This is a genomic window from Falsihalocynthiibacter sp. SS001, assembly GCF_042445055.1.
Classification (GTDB): domain Bacteria; phylum Pseudomonadota; class Alphaproteobacteria; order Rhodobacterales; family Rhodobacteraceae; genus Falsihalocynthiibacter.
Genome location: NZ_CP170339.1, coordinates 2179236 through 2194829, shown reverse-complemented (window position 1 = coordinate 2194829; position 15594 = coordinate 2179236). Strand labels below are relative to the sequence as shown.

The 15594-nt window shown below is 53.7% G+C and carries 18 protein-coding genes, 1 tRNA gene and 1 pseudogene; 12 read left to right on the top strand and 8 right to left on the bottom strand.

The features are described 5' to 3' along the window. Window positions 1–61: 61 nt before the first annotated feature. The 5 genes from ACFE33_RS10500 to ACFE33_RS10480 all read left to right on the top strand — a co-directional run bounded on the left by ACFE33_RS10500 (window position 62) and on the right by ACFE33_RS10480 (window position 5990). Window positions 62–1324 carry a helix-turn-helix domain-containing protein gene (locus ACFE33_RS10500; protein ID WP_380053057.1) on the top strand — a complete coding sequence of 421 codons (1263 nt, stop codon included), beginning with the start codon at window positions 62–64 and terminating at the stop codon, window positions 1322–1324. A gap of 119 nt (window positions 1325–1443) precedes the next feature. After that, entirely contained in the window at window positions 1444–1812 is a 369-nt protein-coding gene (locus tag ACFE33_RS10495) for a response regulator transcription factor (RefSeq protein ID WP_380053055.1), read from the top strand. Further along, on the top strand, window positions 1809–2093 hold the full coding sequence (locus ACFE33_RS10490; protein ID WP_380053053.1) for a hypothetical protein: 285 nt from the start codon (window positions 1809–1811) through the stop codon (window positions 2091–2093). Before ACFE33_RS10495 ends, ACFE33_RS10490 begins: the two co-directional genes overlap by 4 nt. A 2-nt stretch (window positions 2094–2095) precedes the next feature. Continuing rightward, complete coding sequence (locus ACFE33_RS10485) at window positions 2096–4810, top strand: ATP-binding protein (RefSeq protein WP_380053051.1); 2715 nt, start codon at window positions 2096–2098, stop codon at window positions 4808–4810. 76 nt (window positions 4811–4886) lie between these two features. Further along, window positions 4887–5990 (top strand): FliM/FliN family flagellar motor switch protein, encoded by a 1104-nt coding sequence (locus ACFE33_RS10480; protein ID WP_380053049.1) that lies wholly within the window; start codon window positions 4887–4889, stop codon window positions 5988–5990. A gap of 2 nt (window positions 5991–5992) precedes the next feature. Here the strand turns inward: ACFE33_RS10480 and ACFE33_RS10475 are convergent, their stop codons facing one another. The 3 genes from ACFE33_RS10475 to ACFE33_RS10465 are packed head-to-tail and all read right to left on the bottom strand — an operon-like array spanning window position 5993 to window position 7278. Next, a complete protein-coding gene (locus ACFE33_RS10475; protein WP_380053047.1) occupies window positions 5993–6418 on the bottom strand; it encodes a TIGR01244 family sulfur transferase in 426 nt (141 codons plus the stop codon). A 21-nt stretch (window positions 6419–6439) separates the two neighbouring features. Further along, window positions 6440–6859: a DUF6691 family protein gene (locus tag ACFE33_RS10470; protein WP_380053045.1), complete on the bottom strand. Its 420-nt coding sequence runs from the start codon at window positions 6857–6859 to the stop codon at window positions 6440–6442. Continuing rightward, a complete protein-coding gene (locus ACFE33_RS10465; protein WP_380053043.1) occupies window positions 6859–7278 on the bottom strand; it encodes a YeeE/YedE family protein in 420 nt (139 codons plus the stop codon). The genes ACFE33_RS10470 and ACFE33_RS10465 overlap by 1 nt, the downstream gene beginning before the upstream one ends. Before the next feature lie 163 nt (window positions 7279–7441). Here ACFE33_RS10465 and ACFE33_RS10460 point away from each other — a divergent pair, with 163 nt between their 5' ends. Continuing rightward, window positions 7442–7663: a hypothetical protein gene (locus ACFE33_RS10460; RefSeq protein ID WP_380053041.1), complete on the top strand. Its 222-nt coding sequence runs from the start codon at window positions 7442–7444 to the stop codon at window positions 7661–7663. On the opposite strand, the gene ACFE33_RS10455 is transcribed toward ACFE33_RS10460, so the two are convergent. Continuing rightward, on the bottom strand, window positions 7660–7875 hold the full coding sequence (locus ACFE33_RS10455; RefSeq protein ID WP_380053039.1) for a hypothetical protein: 216 nt from the start codon (window positions 7873–7875) through the stop codon (window positions 7660–7662). The genes ACFE33_RS10460 and ACFE33_RS10455 overlap by 4 nt on opposite strands. A gap of 129 nt (window positions 7876–8004) precedes the next feature. On the opposite strand from ACFE33_RS10455, the gene ACFE33_RS10450 reads away from it, so the two are divergent. After that, window positions 8005–8265, top strand: a complete 261-nt coding sequence (locus ACFE33_RS10450; protein WP_380053037.1) for a DUF2312 domain-containing protein — start codon at window positions 8005–8007, stop codon at window positions 8263–8265. 9 nt (window positions 8266–8274) lie between these two features. Here the strand turns inward: ACFE33_RS10450 and ACFE33_RS10445 are convergent, their stop codons facing one another. Beyond that, complete coding sequence (locus ACFE33_RS10445; RefSeq protein ID WP_380053035.1) at window positions 8275–9150, bottom strand: hypothetical protein; 876 nt, start codon at window positions 9148–9150, stop codon at window positions 8275–8277. Here ACFE33_RS10445 and ACFE33_RS10440 point away from each other — a divergent pair. The 4 genes and pseudogenes from ACFE33_RS10440 (at window position 9138) to ACFE33_RS10425 (ending at window position 13051) form a co-directional block, all read left to right on the top strand. Beyond that, on the top strand, window positions 9138–10937 hold the full coding sequence (locus ACFE33_RS10440) for an ABC transporter permease (protein WP_380053033.1): 1800 nt from the start codon (window positions 9138–9140) through the stop codon (window positions 10935–10937). The two genes, ACFE33_RS10445 and ACFE33_RS10440, sit on opposite strands and share 13 nt — an antisense overlap. A gap of 119 nt (window positions 10938–11056) precedes the next feature. After that, a tRNA-Thr gene (locus tag ACFE33_RS10435) sits at window positions 11057–11132 on the top strand. Window positions 11133–11463: 331 nt separating this feature from the next. Next, window positions 11464–11907, top strand: a pseudogene (locus ACFE33_RS10430) (tyrosine-type recombinase/integrase); the annotation flags it as partial. 17 nt (window positions 11908–11924) lie between these two features. Next, a protein-coding gene (locus ACFE33_RS10425; RefSeq protein WP_380052470.1) for an IS3 family transposase occupies window positions 11925–13051 on the top strand; the annotation gives its coding sequence in 2 pieces (ribosomal slippage) (window positions 11925–12189 and window positions 12189–13051; 1128 coding nt in all). 3 nt (window positions 13052–13054) lie between these two features. On the opposite strand, the gene ACFE33_RS10420 is transcribed toward ACFE33_RS10425, so the two are convergent. From ACFE33_RS10420 to ACFE33_RS10410, 3 genes are all read right to left on the bottom strand, one after another. Further along, the gene (locus ACFE33_RS10420; RefSeq protein WP_380053031.1) at window positions 13055–13333 is read right to left on the bottom strand and encodes a helix-turn-helix domain-containing protein; all 279 of its coding nucleotides are present in this window, start codon (window positions 13331–13333) and stop codon (window positions 13055–13057) included. 198 nt (window positions 13334–13531) lie between these two features. Next, window positions 13532–14500, bottom strand: a complete 969-nt coding sequence (locus ACFE33_RS10415; protein ID WP_380053029.1) for a Hint domain-containing protein — start codon at window positions 14498–14500, stop codon at window positions 13532–13534. 3 nt (window positions 14501–14503) lie between these two features. After that, complete coding sequence (locus tag ACFE33_RS10410; RefSeq protein ID WP_380053027.1) at window positions 14504–15013, bottom strand: toxin-activating lysine-acyltransferase; 510 nt, start codon at window positions 15011–15013, stop codon at window positions 14504–14506. 325 nt (window positions 15014–15338) lie between these two features. On the opposite strand from ACFE33_RS10410, the gene ACFE33_RS10405 reads away from it, so the two are divergent. Continuing rightward, window positions 15339–15584, top strand: coding sequence for a DUF333 domain-containing protein (locus ACFE33_RS10405; RefSeq protein ID WP_380053025.1), 246 nt, complete (start codon window positions 15339–15341; stop codon window positions 15582–15584). Window positions 15585–15594: the final 10 nt, after the last annotated feature.

Genomic DNA, 15594 nt, shown 5'->3' with positions numbered 1-15594 from the left:
ATTAATTCACGCGCAGGTGCAGAAACGACATTGGGATCAGATGAAAACAAAGGGAATATCCATGGCCGCGCGGGAGTTAACGGGGCGGCGCATTCGGGATCGCCGAGTGGCGATCGGCGTAAAGCAAGCCGACCTTGCGCAGAAGGTCGGGATTTCTCCCTCGTATCTAAACTTGATCGAGCATAATCGTCGCAGAATCGGTGGTAAGCTGCTGGTTGATATCGCGCGTGCACTTGATGTTGACCCCTCGACGCTCTCCGAAGGAACCGAAGCTACATTGCTTGCGCGGCTGCTAAGTGCGGCGGCAAACCAAATGGGCGAACGCCCGGAAGTTGATGAGATCGAAGCATTCACCGCCCGCTTTCCGGGGTGGGCTGCACTCTTGGCGGGGCAAACGAAACGCGTCTCGGGCCTCGAGCGACAAGTCGAAACATTGACCGACCGTTTGGCGCATGACCCGATTTTGTCGGGCGCGATGCATGAGGTGCTTTCGACGGTGACGGCCATTCGATCAACCGCCGCGATCCTCGCCGATCCGCAGGAGATGGAGCAGGCGTGGCGCGACCGTTTCCAGCGAAACCTATACGAAGATTCCGTGCGCCTAGCCGAGTCATCGCAAGCGCTGGTGGCATATCTGGATCGTGACGATCAGGCGATAACGCGTGCCGGAACTCCGATTGAGGTGCTCGAAACTTACCTGAGAAGCCAAAGCTTTTACCTGCCCAAGCTAGAGAACGTGGGCGCCAATATCTCGGATCAAATAAAGGCTGCGAACCTTCAGGGCGAGGCTGCAAATGACGCGGCACGCAAATATTTCGAACGCTATGTTCAGGATGCCATGGATATGCCCCGCGCGGCATTTCAGGAAGCGGCGCAGCAAGAGAAATACGACCCCGCACGCCTCGCATTACGTTTCTCGACAAGCATCTCATCCGCCATGCGCCGCCTTTTGGTGCTTCCGTCACAAGGAGAGAATGCCGCAATTGGGTTGGCAATATGTGACGGAGCAGGGACGATGACCATGCGCCAGCCGATTGATGGATTCCCGCTTCCAAGATTTACGGGCGCGCATCAGGACTGGCCGCTCTATCAAGCGTTGCGCGCGCCCAGCGTTCCAATCCGTCGTTGTGTTCAACAGGGGCAGGGGAGTTCAGCGCGCCGCTTCATGGTCTATGCAATTTGCGAGACAACTTCGCCGCTCTCATTTGACACGGCACCACGCCTTGAGGCCACGATGCTCATTCTGCCTGCGACGCTCGCGCCCGAAGCACTTGCTGGAGCTCCTGATTTGGTATTCTCCGGCACGCATTTCGGAGAGGCCTAGCGTCAACCTGTAAATCTAGTTTTTGACATGCTGCGCTTGTTTCGCAATAGTTACGCTAGTGCGTTGAGGGGGGAGCCTTGGCGCGCACGAATAACCTGATGTCAGATGGGGAGTGACAGATGGGCAAGCATGTCCTGCTTATAGAAGACGAACCAAATATTGTTGAGGCTATACGATTTATTCTGGCGCGCGACGGGTGGCGGGTGGATACCCACGCCGACGGACGCTCGGCGATAGAAGCAATCCAAAGAGCCACGCCAGACGTAGTGATTCTGGATGTGATGCTGCCCAATCGCAGTGGTTTTGATATTCTGCAAGAACTCAGAAGCCATAAAGAAACAGAAGCCTTGCCCGTCTTGATGCTGACTGCGCGCGGCCAAACCAAGGACCGCGAGTTGGCCGAACGCTATGGTGTGAGCCACTTTATGACGAAACCATTCTCAAATAGCGAAGTTCTTGAAATTATGCGTGAATTGGGGCCCGCGTGAAGGAGCCTATCCGTCCGGTTTTCCTTGAGCGAAGCACCTATCGGGCGCGTCGCACCACGGATGCCGCACGGCTATTGCCTCTGACGGGGGCGTTCCTATTGCTTGGGTTGTTGCCGCTTGTGCGCACGCGCAGCGAAACTGGCGAGCCACTGGGCACTTCCTCTGGCACTGTACTGTTTCTCTTTGGGGTGTGGGTTATTCTGATCGCGCTCGCCGCGTATCTTTCTGGACCACTTGGCAGGATAGATCGAACCGATACCAAGCCCGCTCAGGAGGAATAGCAGTGGTATCGTTCAACGCGCTCATTGCGGTTTGCGTGGCATATGTCATTGCGTTGTTCGCAATCGCCTTTATCGCTGAGCGCCGCGCGCAGATGGGAAAGTTCGGCTGGCTGCGCTCGCCGTTGGTATATACGCTCTCGCTTTCGGTGTATTGCACCGCTTGGACCTTTTATGGCGCGGTTGGATATGCGGCGCGTTCTGGGCTTGAATTCGTAACGATCTATATCGGCCCGACACTTGTGATGGTTGGTTGGTGGTGGTTCATCCGCAAACTTGTGCGCGTCGGAAAGATGCAGCGCATCACGTCGATTGCGGATTTGATATCGTCGCGGTTCGGGAAATCGCCTTCGCTTGGGGTGATCGTAACACTCATGGCGGTTGTTGGCTCGACACCCTATATTGCCCTTCAACTTCAATCGGTTACACTTTCGTTTGCCGTCTTTGCGGAACACAGTGGCCAACAGAATGAAATGGACCTTAAGGCGACCGCACTCTGGGTTGCTGCGGGATTGACCGTTTTTACAATCCTATTCGGCACGCGCAATCTTGATGCGAACGAGCGTCATCACGGCGTTGTCACCGCGATTGCCGTTGAGGCCGTGGTCAAGCTTGTAGCGCTCGTTTCTGTTGGAGTTTTCGTCGTGTGGGGCGTGGCGGACGGGATGGGCGACACGCTCGCGCGGATTGACGCGTCGCCCATGTCCGCGATCCCTGCGGATACCAGCCGTTGGATTAGTCTGACATTCCTGTCGGCGGCTGCGTTCGTTTGCCTGCCGCGCATGTTTCAAGTCATGGTCGTCGAGAACGCAGATGAGCGCCATTTGGTCGCCGCAAGCTGGGCGTTTCCGCTTTATCTATTCCTTATGTCACTGTTTGTTTTGCCGATCGCGGTGGTTGGTTTGGAACTTCTACCGAACGCCAATCCGGATACATTTGTTCTTAGTTTGCCGCTCGCGATGAACCAAAACGGGTTGGCGATGCTCTCGTTCCTCGGTGGTTTTTCCTCGGCGACGTCGATGGTGATCGTCGCGGCAATCGCGCTTTCCACGATGGTATCGAACCACATCGTTATGCCCATCTGGCTGTCGAAAAATAAGAGCGGAGCGATGGTGTCGGGCGATGTGCGTCGGGTCATTCTTATGGCGCGCCGCACATCGATCGCTGGGGTCTTGGCGCTCGGATACGCTTATTACCGCTTCTCGGGCGGAGGGGAGGCCCTTGCGGCCATTGGCTTGATCAGCTTTGCCGGTGTTGCGCAAATTCTACCGGCGTTGATTGGCGGTTTGTTTTGGCGGGGCTCGACCCGAACTGGCGCGGTCGCGGGGCTTGTGACGGGCTTCTCTGTTTGGGCGTATACGCTGTTTTTGCCTAGTTTGGGCGTCAACGGGTTGATGACAACTGAGTTCCTTGAGCAAGGTCCATTTGCGATTGCGTGGCTAAAGCCACAGGCGCTGTTTGGCGTAGAGGGGCTTGATCCCGTTGTGCATGCTATTTTCTGGTCGACGGCGCTGAATACCTTTGCGTTTTGCGTTGGGTCGCTCATGAGCTTTCCTTCACCGATGGAGCGGTTGCAGGGCGCGCAGATTGTGAATGTGTTTGAGCATTCCCCGACGGCGCGCGGCTGGAAAGGCCAAGGTGGCGAGGCCGAAGACCTCTTGGTTATGTCGCAACGGATACTGGGTGCAGATCAGGCACAGAAGGTATTTCAGCAAACCGCAAAAAGTCAAGGAAAACAAGGGTATCTACCTGATACTTCACCCGATTTTCTTGAGCGGCTAGAGCGCGAGCTTGCGGGGTCCGTGGGCGCGGCAACAGCGCACGCGATGGTCGGGCAGATCGTGGGTGGTGCGGCGGTATCCGTCGAGGATTTGATGGCGGTTGCGGGCGAAACCGCGCAGATGCTGGAGTACTCAAACCAGCTTGAACTCAAGACCGCAGAGCTTGGCCGCACGGCGCGCCAACTACGGGATGTGAACGAAAAACTCACCGAACTATCCGTTCAAAAAGATGCCTTCCTCAGCCAGATCAGCCACGAGCTTCGGACCCCAATGACGAGCATTCGTGCGTTCTCCGAAATCCTACGCGAAGACCGAAAAATAACGGATGAAGAGCGGCAGAAATACTCGGGCATTATCCATGACGAGACCCAGCGCCTGACGCGGCTTCTGGATGATCTTCTGGATATTTCGGTGCTTGAGAACGGGCAGGTGAGCCTGAACGCACAAGACGTCAATCTGCGGGTTCTGCTTGATCATGCCGTCTCCTCCAGCATTTCCAAAGACGACGCGCCCATCGAAATCATGCGCGACCCAGAGCGCGAGGATGTCAATCTCTGGACCGACGCCGATAGGTTAACGCAGGTGTTCATCAACCTGATTTCCAACGCACAGAAATACTGTGATGCTGCGCGTCCCGTCCTACGCATTCATGTGCGCACACCAAGCAAAGATGGCCGCATAGAGATTATTTTCGGCGATAATGGCTCTGGTATTACGGTTAAAAACCAATCGGTTATATTTGAAAAATTCTCGCGCTTGGGGGATCAGACCGCGGCTGGCGGTGCGGGGCTAGGGCTGGCGATATGTCGTGAAATCATGATTAACCTGCAAGGCGAGATTTCTTACCTCCCAGGGCAAGGTGGCGCGGCGTTTCGGGTGGAATTCCCGCTCCGATTGGCGGAACCATCGCCATCTCAGCCCGAAGTGATGGGGATTTGATCGAAAACTTTTGAGGAAGTAACGAAATCTAAACCATGTTGTTCCAGAACAGAAATGCGTCTGGGAAATATGGAATATGAGTTCGGATACCCTCAAGTCAGCCTTGCAGCGGCTTATTGCCAAGAATGTTGAGCCCGAGGTGGATAGCGCCGCGCGGCCGATGAAGGTCTTGCAGGATGCATTGCCCAAAGCTGCGGATCATTCTCTTGAGTTACCCTTGGTGGTCGCGCGTATCGACGTGGCGGAACGGCCACGGGACATGTTGATCGAAGTGATAGAGCAGGGACGCCTTTATATTCTGGTGCAGGCGGCGGATGGACGGATGGGGCTTGCCGTGCCTGACTCAGCACTCTTGGCGGCTGTGATCGAGATTCAGACGATGGGCGAGGTCACGTCATTTGGACCGACAGAACGTAAACCAACGCGCACAGATGCATCAATGATAGAGCCCCTCATTGCAGCGACGCTTTCAGAGTTATCTGATACGGGCCAAGAGGAGCTCGCCCGCCTTGCCGGTTTCTCCTTCGGGAGGTTGATTGAGGAGCACCGCCACCTTGCGTTGGTTCTGGAGCAGGACGAGTATTGGTGCTTTGATATCCAAGCTGATCTGGGCCGCGTTGCCAAACGGGGGCGGCTGCTCTTGTGTTTTCCGACTCTTCCTCCAGAGGTTCCTCAAGAAGACACCGCAGAGAGCGAACACTCTTGGTCTGCGACACTCGAAGCGAATGTGATGGAGGCGAGTGTGCAAATTGATGCCGAGTTGCACAGCTTTGACCTGCCGCTGGATCAATTGGCGAAGCTTCAAGTCGGGGATCACGTCGATATTCCGCGCGAGGCAATTGGGCGGCTAAAGGTCAAAGGGGGCGGGGGCGATATCGTCGCGACTGGTCGCTTGGGCCAAGCGAACGGGCGCCGTGCGGTGCGTTTCATGGGGCTGGCGGGAGAAGATATGACACTGGATGTTGTAGCGGAGGCACCGCATCCGCTGGAACTGATGGGGAGCGGGGCGGGGCCGACGCCCGTTACGGCGACGGATGCCGTCCTGCCCGTGGATATTTCATTGCCAGAGGACTTTGCGCCGCCTGATGATGGGGACGACTTGGATATGCCAATTGGCAAGGCTGATTTCTCTGCCCCGCTTGGCGATCTGCCTGATCTGAATTTTGATCCGGTGGAGTAGGTTTACTTTTCGGCGAGCATCTCAAGTTGCGCGCGCATACCTTCGAGTTGATAACCCGCAGCTTCGCCTGCTGCGATGATCTGGCCCGTAGGGATTTTGCCCGCGCTGCCAAGCGCCCAGACAACTGTCGAGCGATTGCCCGAAGCGCAGTAGGCAAAGCATTTTCCCTCCGCGGCTTCGATTTCCTGCGCTTGGATGTCGAGGATTTCCTGCGTCAACTGACCGTGAACCACTGGATTGACCACGAACTTAAGGCCCGCAGCCTCGACAACCTTTTTCATTTCCGCAGCATGTAGCTCTGGCGGAATTTCGGCATCGGGACGATTGCAAATAACGGTGGTAAAGCCTGCATCCGCGATGGTCTGAACATCCTCGGGTAGAATTTGTGCAGAGACCGCGTAATTGTCTGTGATCGTTTTAATTTCCATGCGCGTTCCTTAGCATGTGGATTAGACCGACTCCAGTCGAGACTTAAGCCGTGGTGCAAAAAACATCCCAAGCGTCATGAAGGCCACAAATGTTACGCCACCCACGCCGCCAAAGCTTAGCGATGCGATTGCTGGACCGGGGCAGAAGCCTGCTAAACCCCAGCCAGCTCCGAAAAGCAACGACCCAACAATCAAGCTGCGTCCAACGCGCGGCTCAGGTGGTGCGGGAAATGTGCCGCCGAGTTTTGGCGTGCGCCCCTTGGCATAGGCCCATGCGGCCGCCATTGGTAGGATCGCTCCACCCATGACAAAGGCCAGCGTCGGATCCCAGTCGCCAAAGATATCGAGCCAGCCGATAACCTTTTGCGTGTTGGTCATACCAGAGATCAGCAAGCCAAGGCCAAACAGGCTACCGGAGAGGAAAGCAAATAAGGGGCGCATCAGATGACTCCCAAGATGTGGCGGAAGAGAACAACGGTTAGTCCCCCTGCGCCGATGTAAAAGACAGTAGCAACAATCCCGCGCAACGAGAGCCGCGATATTCCACAGACGCCGTGCCCAGAGGTGCAGCCATTTGCGATGCGCGTACCAACTCCGACCAAAATGCCCGCCACTGCGACGATCAGCAGATTGGACGTTACAAAGGTTTGGGAGGGGTAAACGGTTGCTTGGATTAGGGCGGGAAATGCGAGCAGTCCGATAAGAAATGCAATGCGTTCACGATTGCGCCCCGATCCGTCGATGACGCCACCAAGAATGCCACTGGCACCCATAATGCGCCCATTCATTAATAGATAAAGCGCCCCAGCGCTCCCGATGAGCAGTCCGCCCAACAGCCCGAGTATCCAGCTTTGCTCCATAGAATCCGTCCTCTTGTTTGTCAGGATTGTATATAAGCAAACTTAAATATACATCAAGGGAAAAACGAGAGTGGCATCATGCCGTCACACGATATTGTCGGGTTCTGTGCTTTGTGCGGTGGGATTAATGTGGTATTATCAAAGGGTAAAGAAGGGAACACACATGGCTTTTGAAGCACTCAAGACCTCAATTTTGTTGCTATTGGACGAAATCGAGAAATCGCCCGAGGATGTACATATCCTTCAGGAAAACCTACGCGAGAAGCTATCTGAAATGCGCACGCTTGGCCTGCCTGTCCCAGAGGATCTGGTGGCGTTAGAGCGCGCGCTTGAGAACGAGAATGCCGAAGATTACTTTAATAAACTTCAGGATAAGCGTTCTTAACCGAGGAAAATACCGAGGACGACGAGCATCAATCCCAAGATGGATGTAAAGAGCGCACCCATATTCCAAGCGACCAACCCCTTGAGGCGTTCACGCATCGCGTCGTCGTCCAGTCCCGCTTTGCGCGCGTTCATGGCCGAAACGATACAATAAATCAGTCCAATCAAACCGATCAAGGATACCGCGGCGCCAAGGTAAATGAGGATGTCCATTTTCTTCTCCAACACTAGGTGAATTGCCGCCTAAAGGATGTCGCCATTCAGAGCAAGCCCCTTGCGGCGCACGCCCCCCTTGAGTAGCAAGGGCAAAACACGAGCAAAGCAAATGATGAGGGCTTTTTGATGAATGATTTTTCCAGTGATGCGACCTACCGTGTTACCGCTGACGAGTTGCGCCAGTTTATCGAGCGTATCGAGCGTCTGGACGCCGAGAAAAAAGACCTCGCAGAGCAGCAAAAAGAGGTGATGTCCGAAGCAAAGGGGCGTGGCTACGACACCAAAGTCATTCGCAAGCTCATTGCAATCCGTAAACGCGATGCTAACGATCTGGCCGAAGAAGAGGCCGTGATGGAAATGTACAAAGAAGCGCTTGGAATGGCGTAATTCGCGCGTCTATGGCGAAAGAAAACGCACATAGGGCAATTGTGCTATGTGCTGAACGTCCTCTTCGTAGAGGGCTGTGAGCCTTTCAATATAGGTGTCATCCCATCCCTCAAGGTTGATTTCCATCTCGATGGCGGCTGAGGTTGCGAATTTATCTAGGAAAGCCGCGATAATACGGCGTTTTTGGCGCGCGTTTTTCGGAGGGTGCGTGCGCAAGTAGCTCTGGAGGCGGCGCATACCTTCTTTCGACATGATCTCTTGGATAAAGTCGAACTCTCCTTCGAATTTGAAGGTTTCATCAACATCCGCGAGGGCGCCGAGGATATCTGTCCAGATCAGCGGCGAATCTTCGTTACACCAAATGGTGATTGATGCGTCAGGGTTGGCTTCGTGAATCGCCTTGATAATCGTGGACCATCGCAGATCCATCGGATCGCTGCCATCAAGGTAATCCGCAAGCGTGGGTTGGGGGCTGCGCGCAAACAATTCCGGAATCAGGATCGCAGGGTTGGATATCGCCAGATGAAACTCCAAATCATATCCGTGAAAGAGATTGCTATAGCTGACGATTTTCTCTGAAGTTTGCGGATAGAAACCCGTGCCGTCAAAGGCTGTGCGCGTAATACAGATGAAATTCTCGTTCGACAGGATAAGCCGCTCTGCTTCGCTTTCCTCAATGATCGCATCAAACAGCGCTTCTTGGCTTTCGACGGTCGCACGATCCCCCTTAAGGGCAACGATCGTCTTGCGAATAAGGTCGCGATAACGGCCGGGGCCGGGCACAACCGTACCGCGCGCATGAAGCTGTCCCGAGTTTTTCAGCAGCGTCTTAAGCAGCTTATCGTTGTCCGTCGAATGCGCGCCCAAATGGAATGCGATTTGCATTGGTCGATACCTCAGTCTGCTTTGGCCGCGTGGCTCGGCTCTTGTTTGCGATAATATACGCGGTTTTCTGGACAGTGAAACCGCTTTCCGATAGCACTTTCGCGATGACAGTTGAAAACGTATCACCTCGCCAAAATCACTCCGTTCTTAAGCGGTTATTCGCCCGATTCCTTCCGGACGTTTGGTCTGTGGGGGCAGTATTGATTGCGGCGCTCGTCCTTGCGCCCGTCGTTTCGGTTATTTGGATTGCGTTTCATCCCATCGAGAATATCTGGCCGCATTTGATGGCGACGGTCTTGCCGCGATATCTGAGCAACACTTTGATCTTGATGGTCTCTGTCGGCACACTAAGCGCAGCGGTCGGCATGGGGGCGGCCTGGCTGACCACGATGTATGTCTTTCCAGGGGTGCGGTGGTTTCAGTGGCTCTTGCTTCTGCCACTCGCGATTCCAGCGTACTTGGGGGCCTATGGCATCGTTGACTTCCTTGAGTACGCGGGCCCCGTTCAGACGACCTTGCGAGAGCTGATGGGGTATCAGAATCGGCAGGACTATTGGTTCCCCGAAATTCGCTCGCTCTTTATGGCGGTCGTGGTTTTGACGGCGGCGCTATGCCCCTATGTCTTCTTGCTGGCGCGCGCCGCTTTGCGGGAGCATTCAGGCGGAAGCTACGAAGTTGCCCGCGCCCTCGGAGCGGGGCCGTTCAAGCGGTTCTGGCGTGTTGGTGTGCCCTTGGCGCGCCCTGCAATCGCCGCCGGTGTCGCTGTCGTAATGATGGAAACCGCGAGCGATTTTGGCACTGTAGATTTTTTCGCTGTTCAAACTCTGACGACGGGTATTTTCAACACTTGGCTCGAGAGTAATAACGCAGGGGGCGCCGCGCAGCTTGCGGGTGTCGTGCTCTTGGTGATCTTTGTCCTTATGGCCCTCGAGCGGGTAGGGCGCCGCAACAGCCGCTTTCACAATGCGGCTCGTCAGACCCGCGCGGTAGTGCCAATTCCCTTGCGCGGGGTGATGGCATGGGTGGCGACCTTCCTTTGTTTCGTGCCTTTTGCGATTGGCTTTCTGCTGCCGGCGGGGGTGCTTTCTTATCACGCGTTCACGAATTTGGATGCATGGCAGAATCGCGGACTGGTTTCGGCCTTGGTGAATACTCTGGTCGTTGCGGGGTCCGCAGCGCTTGTAACAGTGATCGCCGCCACGTTCCTTGTTTACGGTGTGCGTTTGTCAGGCCGCGGATTGCCGCGATTGGTGCTGCCCGTGACCACACTTGGATATGCCGCACCCGGTGCGGTGCTTGGCGTCGGCGTGTTGATTCCGATGGCCGCCATGGATCATGCGATCGCAGACTGGATCGAGAACGTATTTGACCGCAACATCGGCCTTCTCATGACAGGGACAGGTTTTGCGATCGTCTTCGCCTATTCCGTGCGTTTCTTCGCAATTGCGCAGGGAGCGCTAGACGCCGCTATCGGGCGTGTAGCGCCCAGCCTTCCGCTCGCGGCACGCTCCCTTGGGCAAACCGCTGGCGGGACGCTCAAGCGCGTGTATTTCCCACTCATTCGCGGCTCAATCGGAACGGCACTCCTCTTGGTGTTCGTCGATTGCGTCAAAGAACTCCCCGCGACGCTGCTGTTGCGACCGTTCAATTTTAACACCTTGGCCACTCGTGTTTATGAACAAGCCAGCCTTGAGAATCTCCCAGACGCATCCCCCGCGGCGATTCTTGTGATCCTCGTCGGACTATCCGCCGTTCTTCTGCTCGCGCGCACCCATCGAAAGGGCTAATTCCAAAGCGAAACAGGCGAATTTTCTAAGGAAATCAGCCAGCGCAAATTTTTTCTGCAAAAACCTCATAAACCGTCTTGCATCCCCCATCCCCGCTCGCTAAATAACCGCCATCCAGTGCCCCTATAGCTCAGCTGGTAGAGCAACTGATTTGTAATCAGTAGGTCCGCGGTTCGAGTCCGTGTGGGGGCACCATTTCAGCGTACAAATTCGTCCAGTGACATCTGGTAGGGCCTTGTTTATAAAGGTTCGCATTATATCGTTTGTCCGATGCTGTTCTTTTTGATCCAGCGATGTACTCTCCCCGATTGGGGGTAAAATTTGGGGGTGCGATTTTTCAAGCGGAAAGTGCGTCCCCCAGATGCCCTTAATTGACATACAGATTCAAAACTTGAAATCTCGAGAGAAGCGCTACAATGTAAGTGACTTCGCGGGCTTATTCCTATTGGTCAAAGTCAGCGGTTCTAAGCCTTGGCGGCTTAAATACTGAATTGATGGTTAGGAGAAGTTATTTGTAAAAGGGGATTATCCGGCAATAAGTTTGGTTCAGGCTAGGCAATCTCGAGAAGCGGCCAAAGCTTTACTCTCACAAAACATCGATCCTAATGAAGCCAAAAAAGATGAAAGGCGTGCTCGAGAAGCGGCTAAAGGGGAAACCTTTGAAAAACTTGGTGAAGCATTTTTGGAGAAGCAACGAAAAGAGGGTAAACCGAAAGCAGCTCTAGATAGAACTTCTTATCATCTCAAGCTCGCCAATCGGGATTTTGGTCGCAGGCCGATTACTGAAATCAAGGCCCCTTTGATCTTCAAAACACTCCGGAACGTCGAGGCCGAAGGAAATTATTAGACCGCACACAGACTTCGAGCACGGATTGGCTCTGTATTTCGGTATGTGGTTGCAAGTGGAATTGCCGAAACGGACCCAACCTATTGGTCCTCCCCCTTTGAAGTGGTCCGCCCCTATAGTTAGGAATCGGAGGATTGAAAATGGGAATTAAGCGACACAAGCCAGAAGAGATTGTCACGAAGTTGCGGCAGGTTGAGGTGCTTTGCGGTCAAGGCATGCCGCGTGTTGATGCAATCCGGCAAGTGCAGATAACTGAACAGACGTTTTATCGTTGGCGCAAACAATATGGCGGAATGGGAACCGACCAACTGAGGGAACTAAAGCGGCTTCAGAAGGAGAATGATCGACTGCGGCGAGCCGTATCTGATCTGACCCTGGACAAGTTGATCCTGTCGGAAGCCGCACGGGGAAACTTCTGAGCCCCTCGCGCCGCCGCGCCTGCATCGATCACATTCGCAATGAGGTGCGGGTGTCTGAGCGGCGGATCTGTCGTGTTTTGGGGCAGAACCGATCCACCCAGAGGCGGTTGCCTGTTGACCGAAGTGACGAAGAACGGCTGGTTGCTGATATGATCGAACTGGCACGTCAGTATGGCCGGTACGGGTATCGCCGGATTGCGGCTCTGCTCAGGGATGCGGGCTGGCAGGTGAACGACAAGCGGGTTGAACGGTTGTGGCGGCGTGAGGGGCTCAAAGTACCCATGAAACAACCCAAGAAGGGGCGGCTCTGGCTAAATGATGGCTCATGTGTCCGGCTGCGGCCAGAGTATCGCAACCACGTCTGGTCGTATGACTTCGTTCATCATCGAACTGATGACGGGAAAGCGTTCCGGACCCTGAACATCTTGGACGAATACAGCCGGGAATGCCTGGCGATCCGGGTGAAGCGGAAGTTGAACTCGACAGAAGTCATCGACGCACTCACGGATCTGTTCATCTTGCGCGGCGTTCCGGCCTACATCAGGTCGGACAACGGCCCGGAGTTCATAGCTCGGGCTGTTCGAGACTGGATTGAGGCGGTTGGAGCCAAAACGGCTTACATTGAGCCTGGCTCGCCGTGGGAGAATGGGTATTGCGAAAGTTTCAATGCCCGGTTCCGCGACGAGTTGCTGAACGGGGAGAGCTTTTACACTCTACGCGAAGCACAGATTATCATCGAAAGCTGGAGGAAACACTACAATACCAAACGACCACACAGTGCTCTGGGCTACCGCCCGCCGGCTCCGGAAACCATCGTCCCGATGGAACTAAGGCCGATCATGCACTAACATTCAAACTGGACTACTTAGGTGGGGCTGATCAGCGACATGCCGGTCCATTTGCGAAAAACCCCGTGAGAAAGCAGTAGGATCGGAATATCCGAGCTTCAGTGCTGTTTCGCCTACGGACCTCTTGTCCTTTGCCAGCAGTTTCTCTGCCTCCACTAGTTTGAGTTGCGCGACCAAAGTCGAACCCGTCAGGCCATAGGTTTTTAGTCTGTTGTTCTGCGTTTCCCGATGAGTTCCGCATAGATTTGCTAGTTCACTCACGCCAAACTCAGGTTCAGACATGTGAACTCGTATCACCCCCTCAAGCTCTGCAAGAAAACCTTGCGGGGCAGCCATATCTCGATCAATGGGCTTGAGAACAGAAAATTTTTCCTGAGCCTCTAGGCGCCGTTTGCCGTGGTCTGTCCTAAGACCTGCATCCAGAATTTCTGGCCACTGCTTCTAAAAAAACACAATGCCTTTTGTGACCATCAAGGCAACTTACAAAAACTTGACAGTGTCCAACACTATGGCCTCATAGTTACGAGCAATTCGGCGGGCAGCCTTTCCAAAACCGTTGGGAAGGCATGCCTCTACTCCTTGGAATATCTCAGCCAATTCTTGAAGACCCGCGGAGCTCAGTGTATGGAGTGTTTCCTCGCCAAGAAATAGGCTCTCTGCGGGAGCACCCTCAGCGTTAAGTATTTCATGATGATCTAAGAGAATATGAAAATACTCTACTGACTTCGTTACACTAACAATTTCAATACCTGGCCAGCCACACAATGCCTTGGCCTCCACGAGCACATCACTTTCGCCGAAAAAAAGCTGAACGGCAGCTCCAGAAACCATAATTCTGTGTTGCTGTGACACGTATAAGTCCCGACGAGGCAGCCCATTCCCAAGTGCTCCAGGCTTTATTCGCACGGGTCGAAGGCTGGGAACAATGTTTGTGCGCTCCGCGCTCACTTCATTGCTTTCCACCCAACGGATTGGTTGTAAACCATTATCTCGAGTGACCAACATGTCATTAACTCTCAAATCCTCTACGGGTACAGGGCCATGCATAGTGTCAATGAGCGTGCCAGATACGAAGCAAACGGCCTCAATTGCAATCCTGATATTCTGTGTTTGCGTTTCAAACTGAATGCCGCCGCCTGGATTGAGAGCGTAAGCCGTTGCCGTGACTTGAAATGTATCAAATACAATTTCTCCATCATCCAAGTCAGCGTATTCGTCTGGGTCAACAACGTAGTTCCATTCTCCTCCAGCATTGATTGTTGCGGTCCCAATCCCAGGATCACCCGAAATTTCCCAAGTTGTTGCTAGGTATGTCCAGCCCGGGTTAGGTAGGGTAACTGTCGCGTCGAGGTCACCTGTTGCATCATCTGGAGGGTCGCCGGTCACGAAGCCAGTGGTGTCTCCACTGATCTCAATTAGTACGGTACCAATTGGGGCTATCGATACCATTGCTCAAACTTCCTCAGAAAGCAGACGCTCGAAGTCCGGCTTCTTGAAGAGGCGCATATGTATCTTGCCTGTGTCATCCTTGGTCCATTCCACAATTCGTTGTTGGGACAAATCGCTATCCATGCGATTTGTACGTACGCGTTTGTGAGGAATTTCTCGCTTCAATATGTTAACAATTTGGCGAATTTGTCCAAATGGTGCGACTACATCAACGATCCAAAATGAAGGCCCGGAGGCAAAATCTTTATCAGTGAGAGCCTCGCCCTTTACGGCATACTTATGCTCCGCTTGAGGGCTTAATCCGGCAAACGTTGCAAAACCACGCGGAAAGCCGTTTTCTCGGAAGATGTGATATTGTTTGAGTCTCCATGGCGTTTCGAAGGCATATATGGCTTGCGTTAAAGAGCGCTGATTGTGCGTCTTTGTAAGGGAAGATAAGTAGAGCATTGCTCCGAGATCTGCATACCTCTCGGGACTAATATTAAACCATCCATTTGGCAATTTAGTAGACACTGTTTACACCATGATTTGTCCCTCAACCCATTCTATATAGATTGATCCAAAAAAATAGACACTTTGGGCATGAGCATCGTTGTAAACGGTAATTGCATGCATCCATCCATTTGATAGGGCTCAACTGGGCAGCCCCACTCTGCTCAATTGTTGTATTGCGATAGATTCGATCGATTTTTACGAATTAGGCTCGTTAGTGTCGCCGCGATTTATGGTCTTCTAAGGCAATTTAGTGCCACCCACTGGGATTTACCAAGCCTACACTATTTACTGTTCTGATAACGGCGCTAGACTCGTGAGAGTATTTTGATTGTTGGAGAATTTTATGAAGTTTATGGGGATGATTTCCTGCGCTGCCGTTGTATCTGCGGGCGCTGTTGGCGCGGTGGCGGCGATGTCCAAGCAAAACACAGAGGTTAGTAATCCCGCCGCTGATTTCTGTGTCGAAAGCGGCGGAACCTATGAAATCCGCGATGAGGAAGGTGGGCAAACAGGATATTGCATGCTTGCCTCAGGAGAAACTGTGGATGCGTGGGAGTATTATCGTGCCAATGCGCCAAGTGATGGCTAACGAAATGGGC

Excerpts from the sequence above, each read along its gene's own strand:
- ACFE33_RS10420 (WP_380053031.1), bottom strand. The coding sequence starts at position 13,333 with ATGTCTGAACCTGAGTTTGGCGTGAGTGAACTAGCAAATCTATGCGGA.
- ACFE33_RS10405 (WP_380053025.1), top strand. The coding sequence starts at position 15,339 with ATGAAGTTTATGGGGATGATTTCCTGCGCTGCCGTTGTATCTGCGGGC.
- ACFE33_RS10470 (WP_380053045.1), bottom strand. The coding sequence starts at position 6,859 with ATGCGCCCCTTATTTGCTTTCCTCTCCGGTAGCCTGTTTGGCCTTGGC.
- ACFE33_RS10415 (WP_380053029.1), bottom strand. The coding sequence starts at position 14,500 with ATGGTATCGATAGCCCCAATTGGTACCGTACTAATTGAGATCAGTGGA.
- ACFE33_RS10465 (WP_380053043.1), bottom strand. The coding sequence starts at position 7,278 with ATGGAGCAAAGCTGGATACTCGGGCTGTTGGGCGGACTGCTCATCGGG.
- ACFE33_RS10475 (WP_380053047.1), bottom strand. The coding sequence starts at position 6,418 with ATGGAAATTAAAACGATCACAGACAATTACGCGGTCTCTGCACAAATT.
- ACFE33_RS10495 (WP_380053055.1), top strand. The coding sequence starts at position 1,444 with ATGGGCAAGCATGTCCTGCTTATAGAAGACGAACCAAATATTGTTGAG.
- ACFE33_RS10500 (WP_380053057.1), top strand. The coding sequence starts at position 62 with ATGGCCGCGCGGGAGTTAACGGGGCGGCGCATTCGGGATCGCCGAGTG.
- ACFE33_RS10455 (WP_380053039.1), bottom strand. The coding sequence starts at position 7,875 with ATGGACATCCTCATTTACCTTGGCGCCGCGGTATCCTTGATCGGTTTG.
- ACFE33_RS10460 (WP_380053041.1), top strand. The coding sequence starts at position 7,442 with ATGGCTTTTGAAGCACTCAAGACCTCAATTTTGTTGCTATTGGACGAA.
- ACFE33_RS10440 (WP_380053033.1), top strand. The coding sequence starts at position 9,138 with ATGCGATTTGCATTGGTCGATACCTCAGTCTGCTTTGGCCGCGTGGCT.
- ACFE33_RS10450 (WP_380053037.1), top strand. The coding sequence starts at position 8,005 with ATGAATGATTTTTCCAGTGATGCGACCTACCGTGTTACCGCTGACGAG.
- ACFE33_RS10480 (WP_380053049.1), top strand. The coding sequence starts at position 4,887 with ATGAGTTCGGATACCCTCAAGTCAGCCTTGCAGCGGCTTATTGCCAAG.
- ACFE33_RS10445 (WP_380053035.1), bottom strand. The coding sequence starts at position 9,150 with ATGCAAATCGCATTCCATTTGGGCGCGCATTCGACGGACAACGATAAG.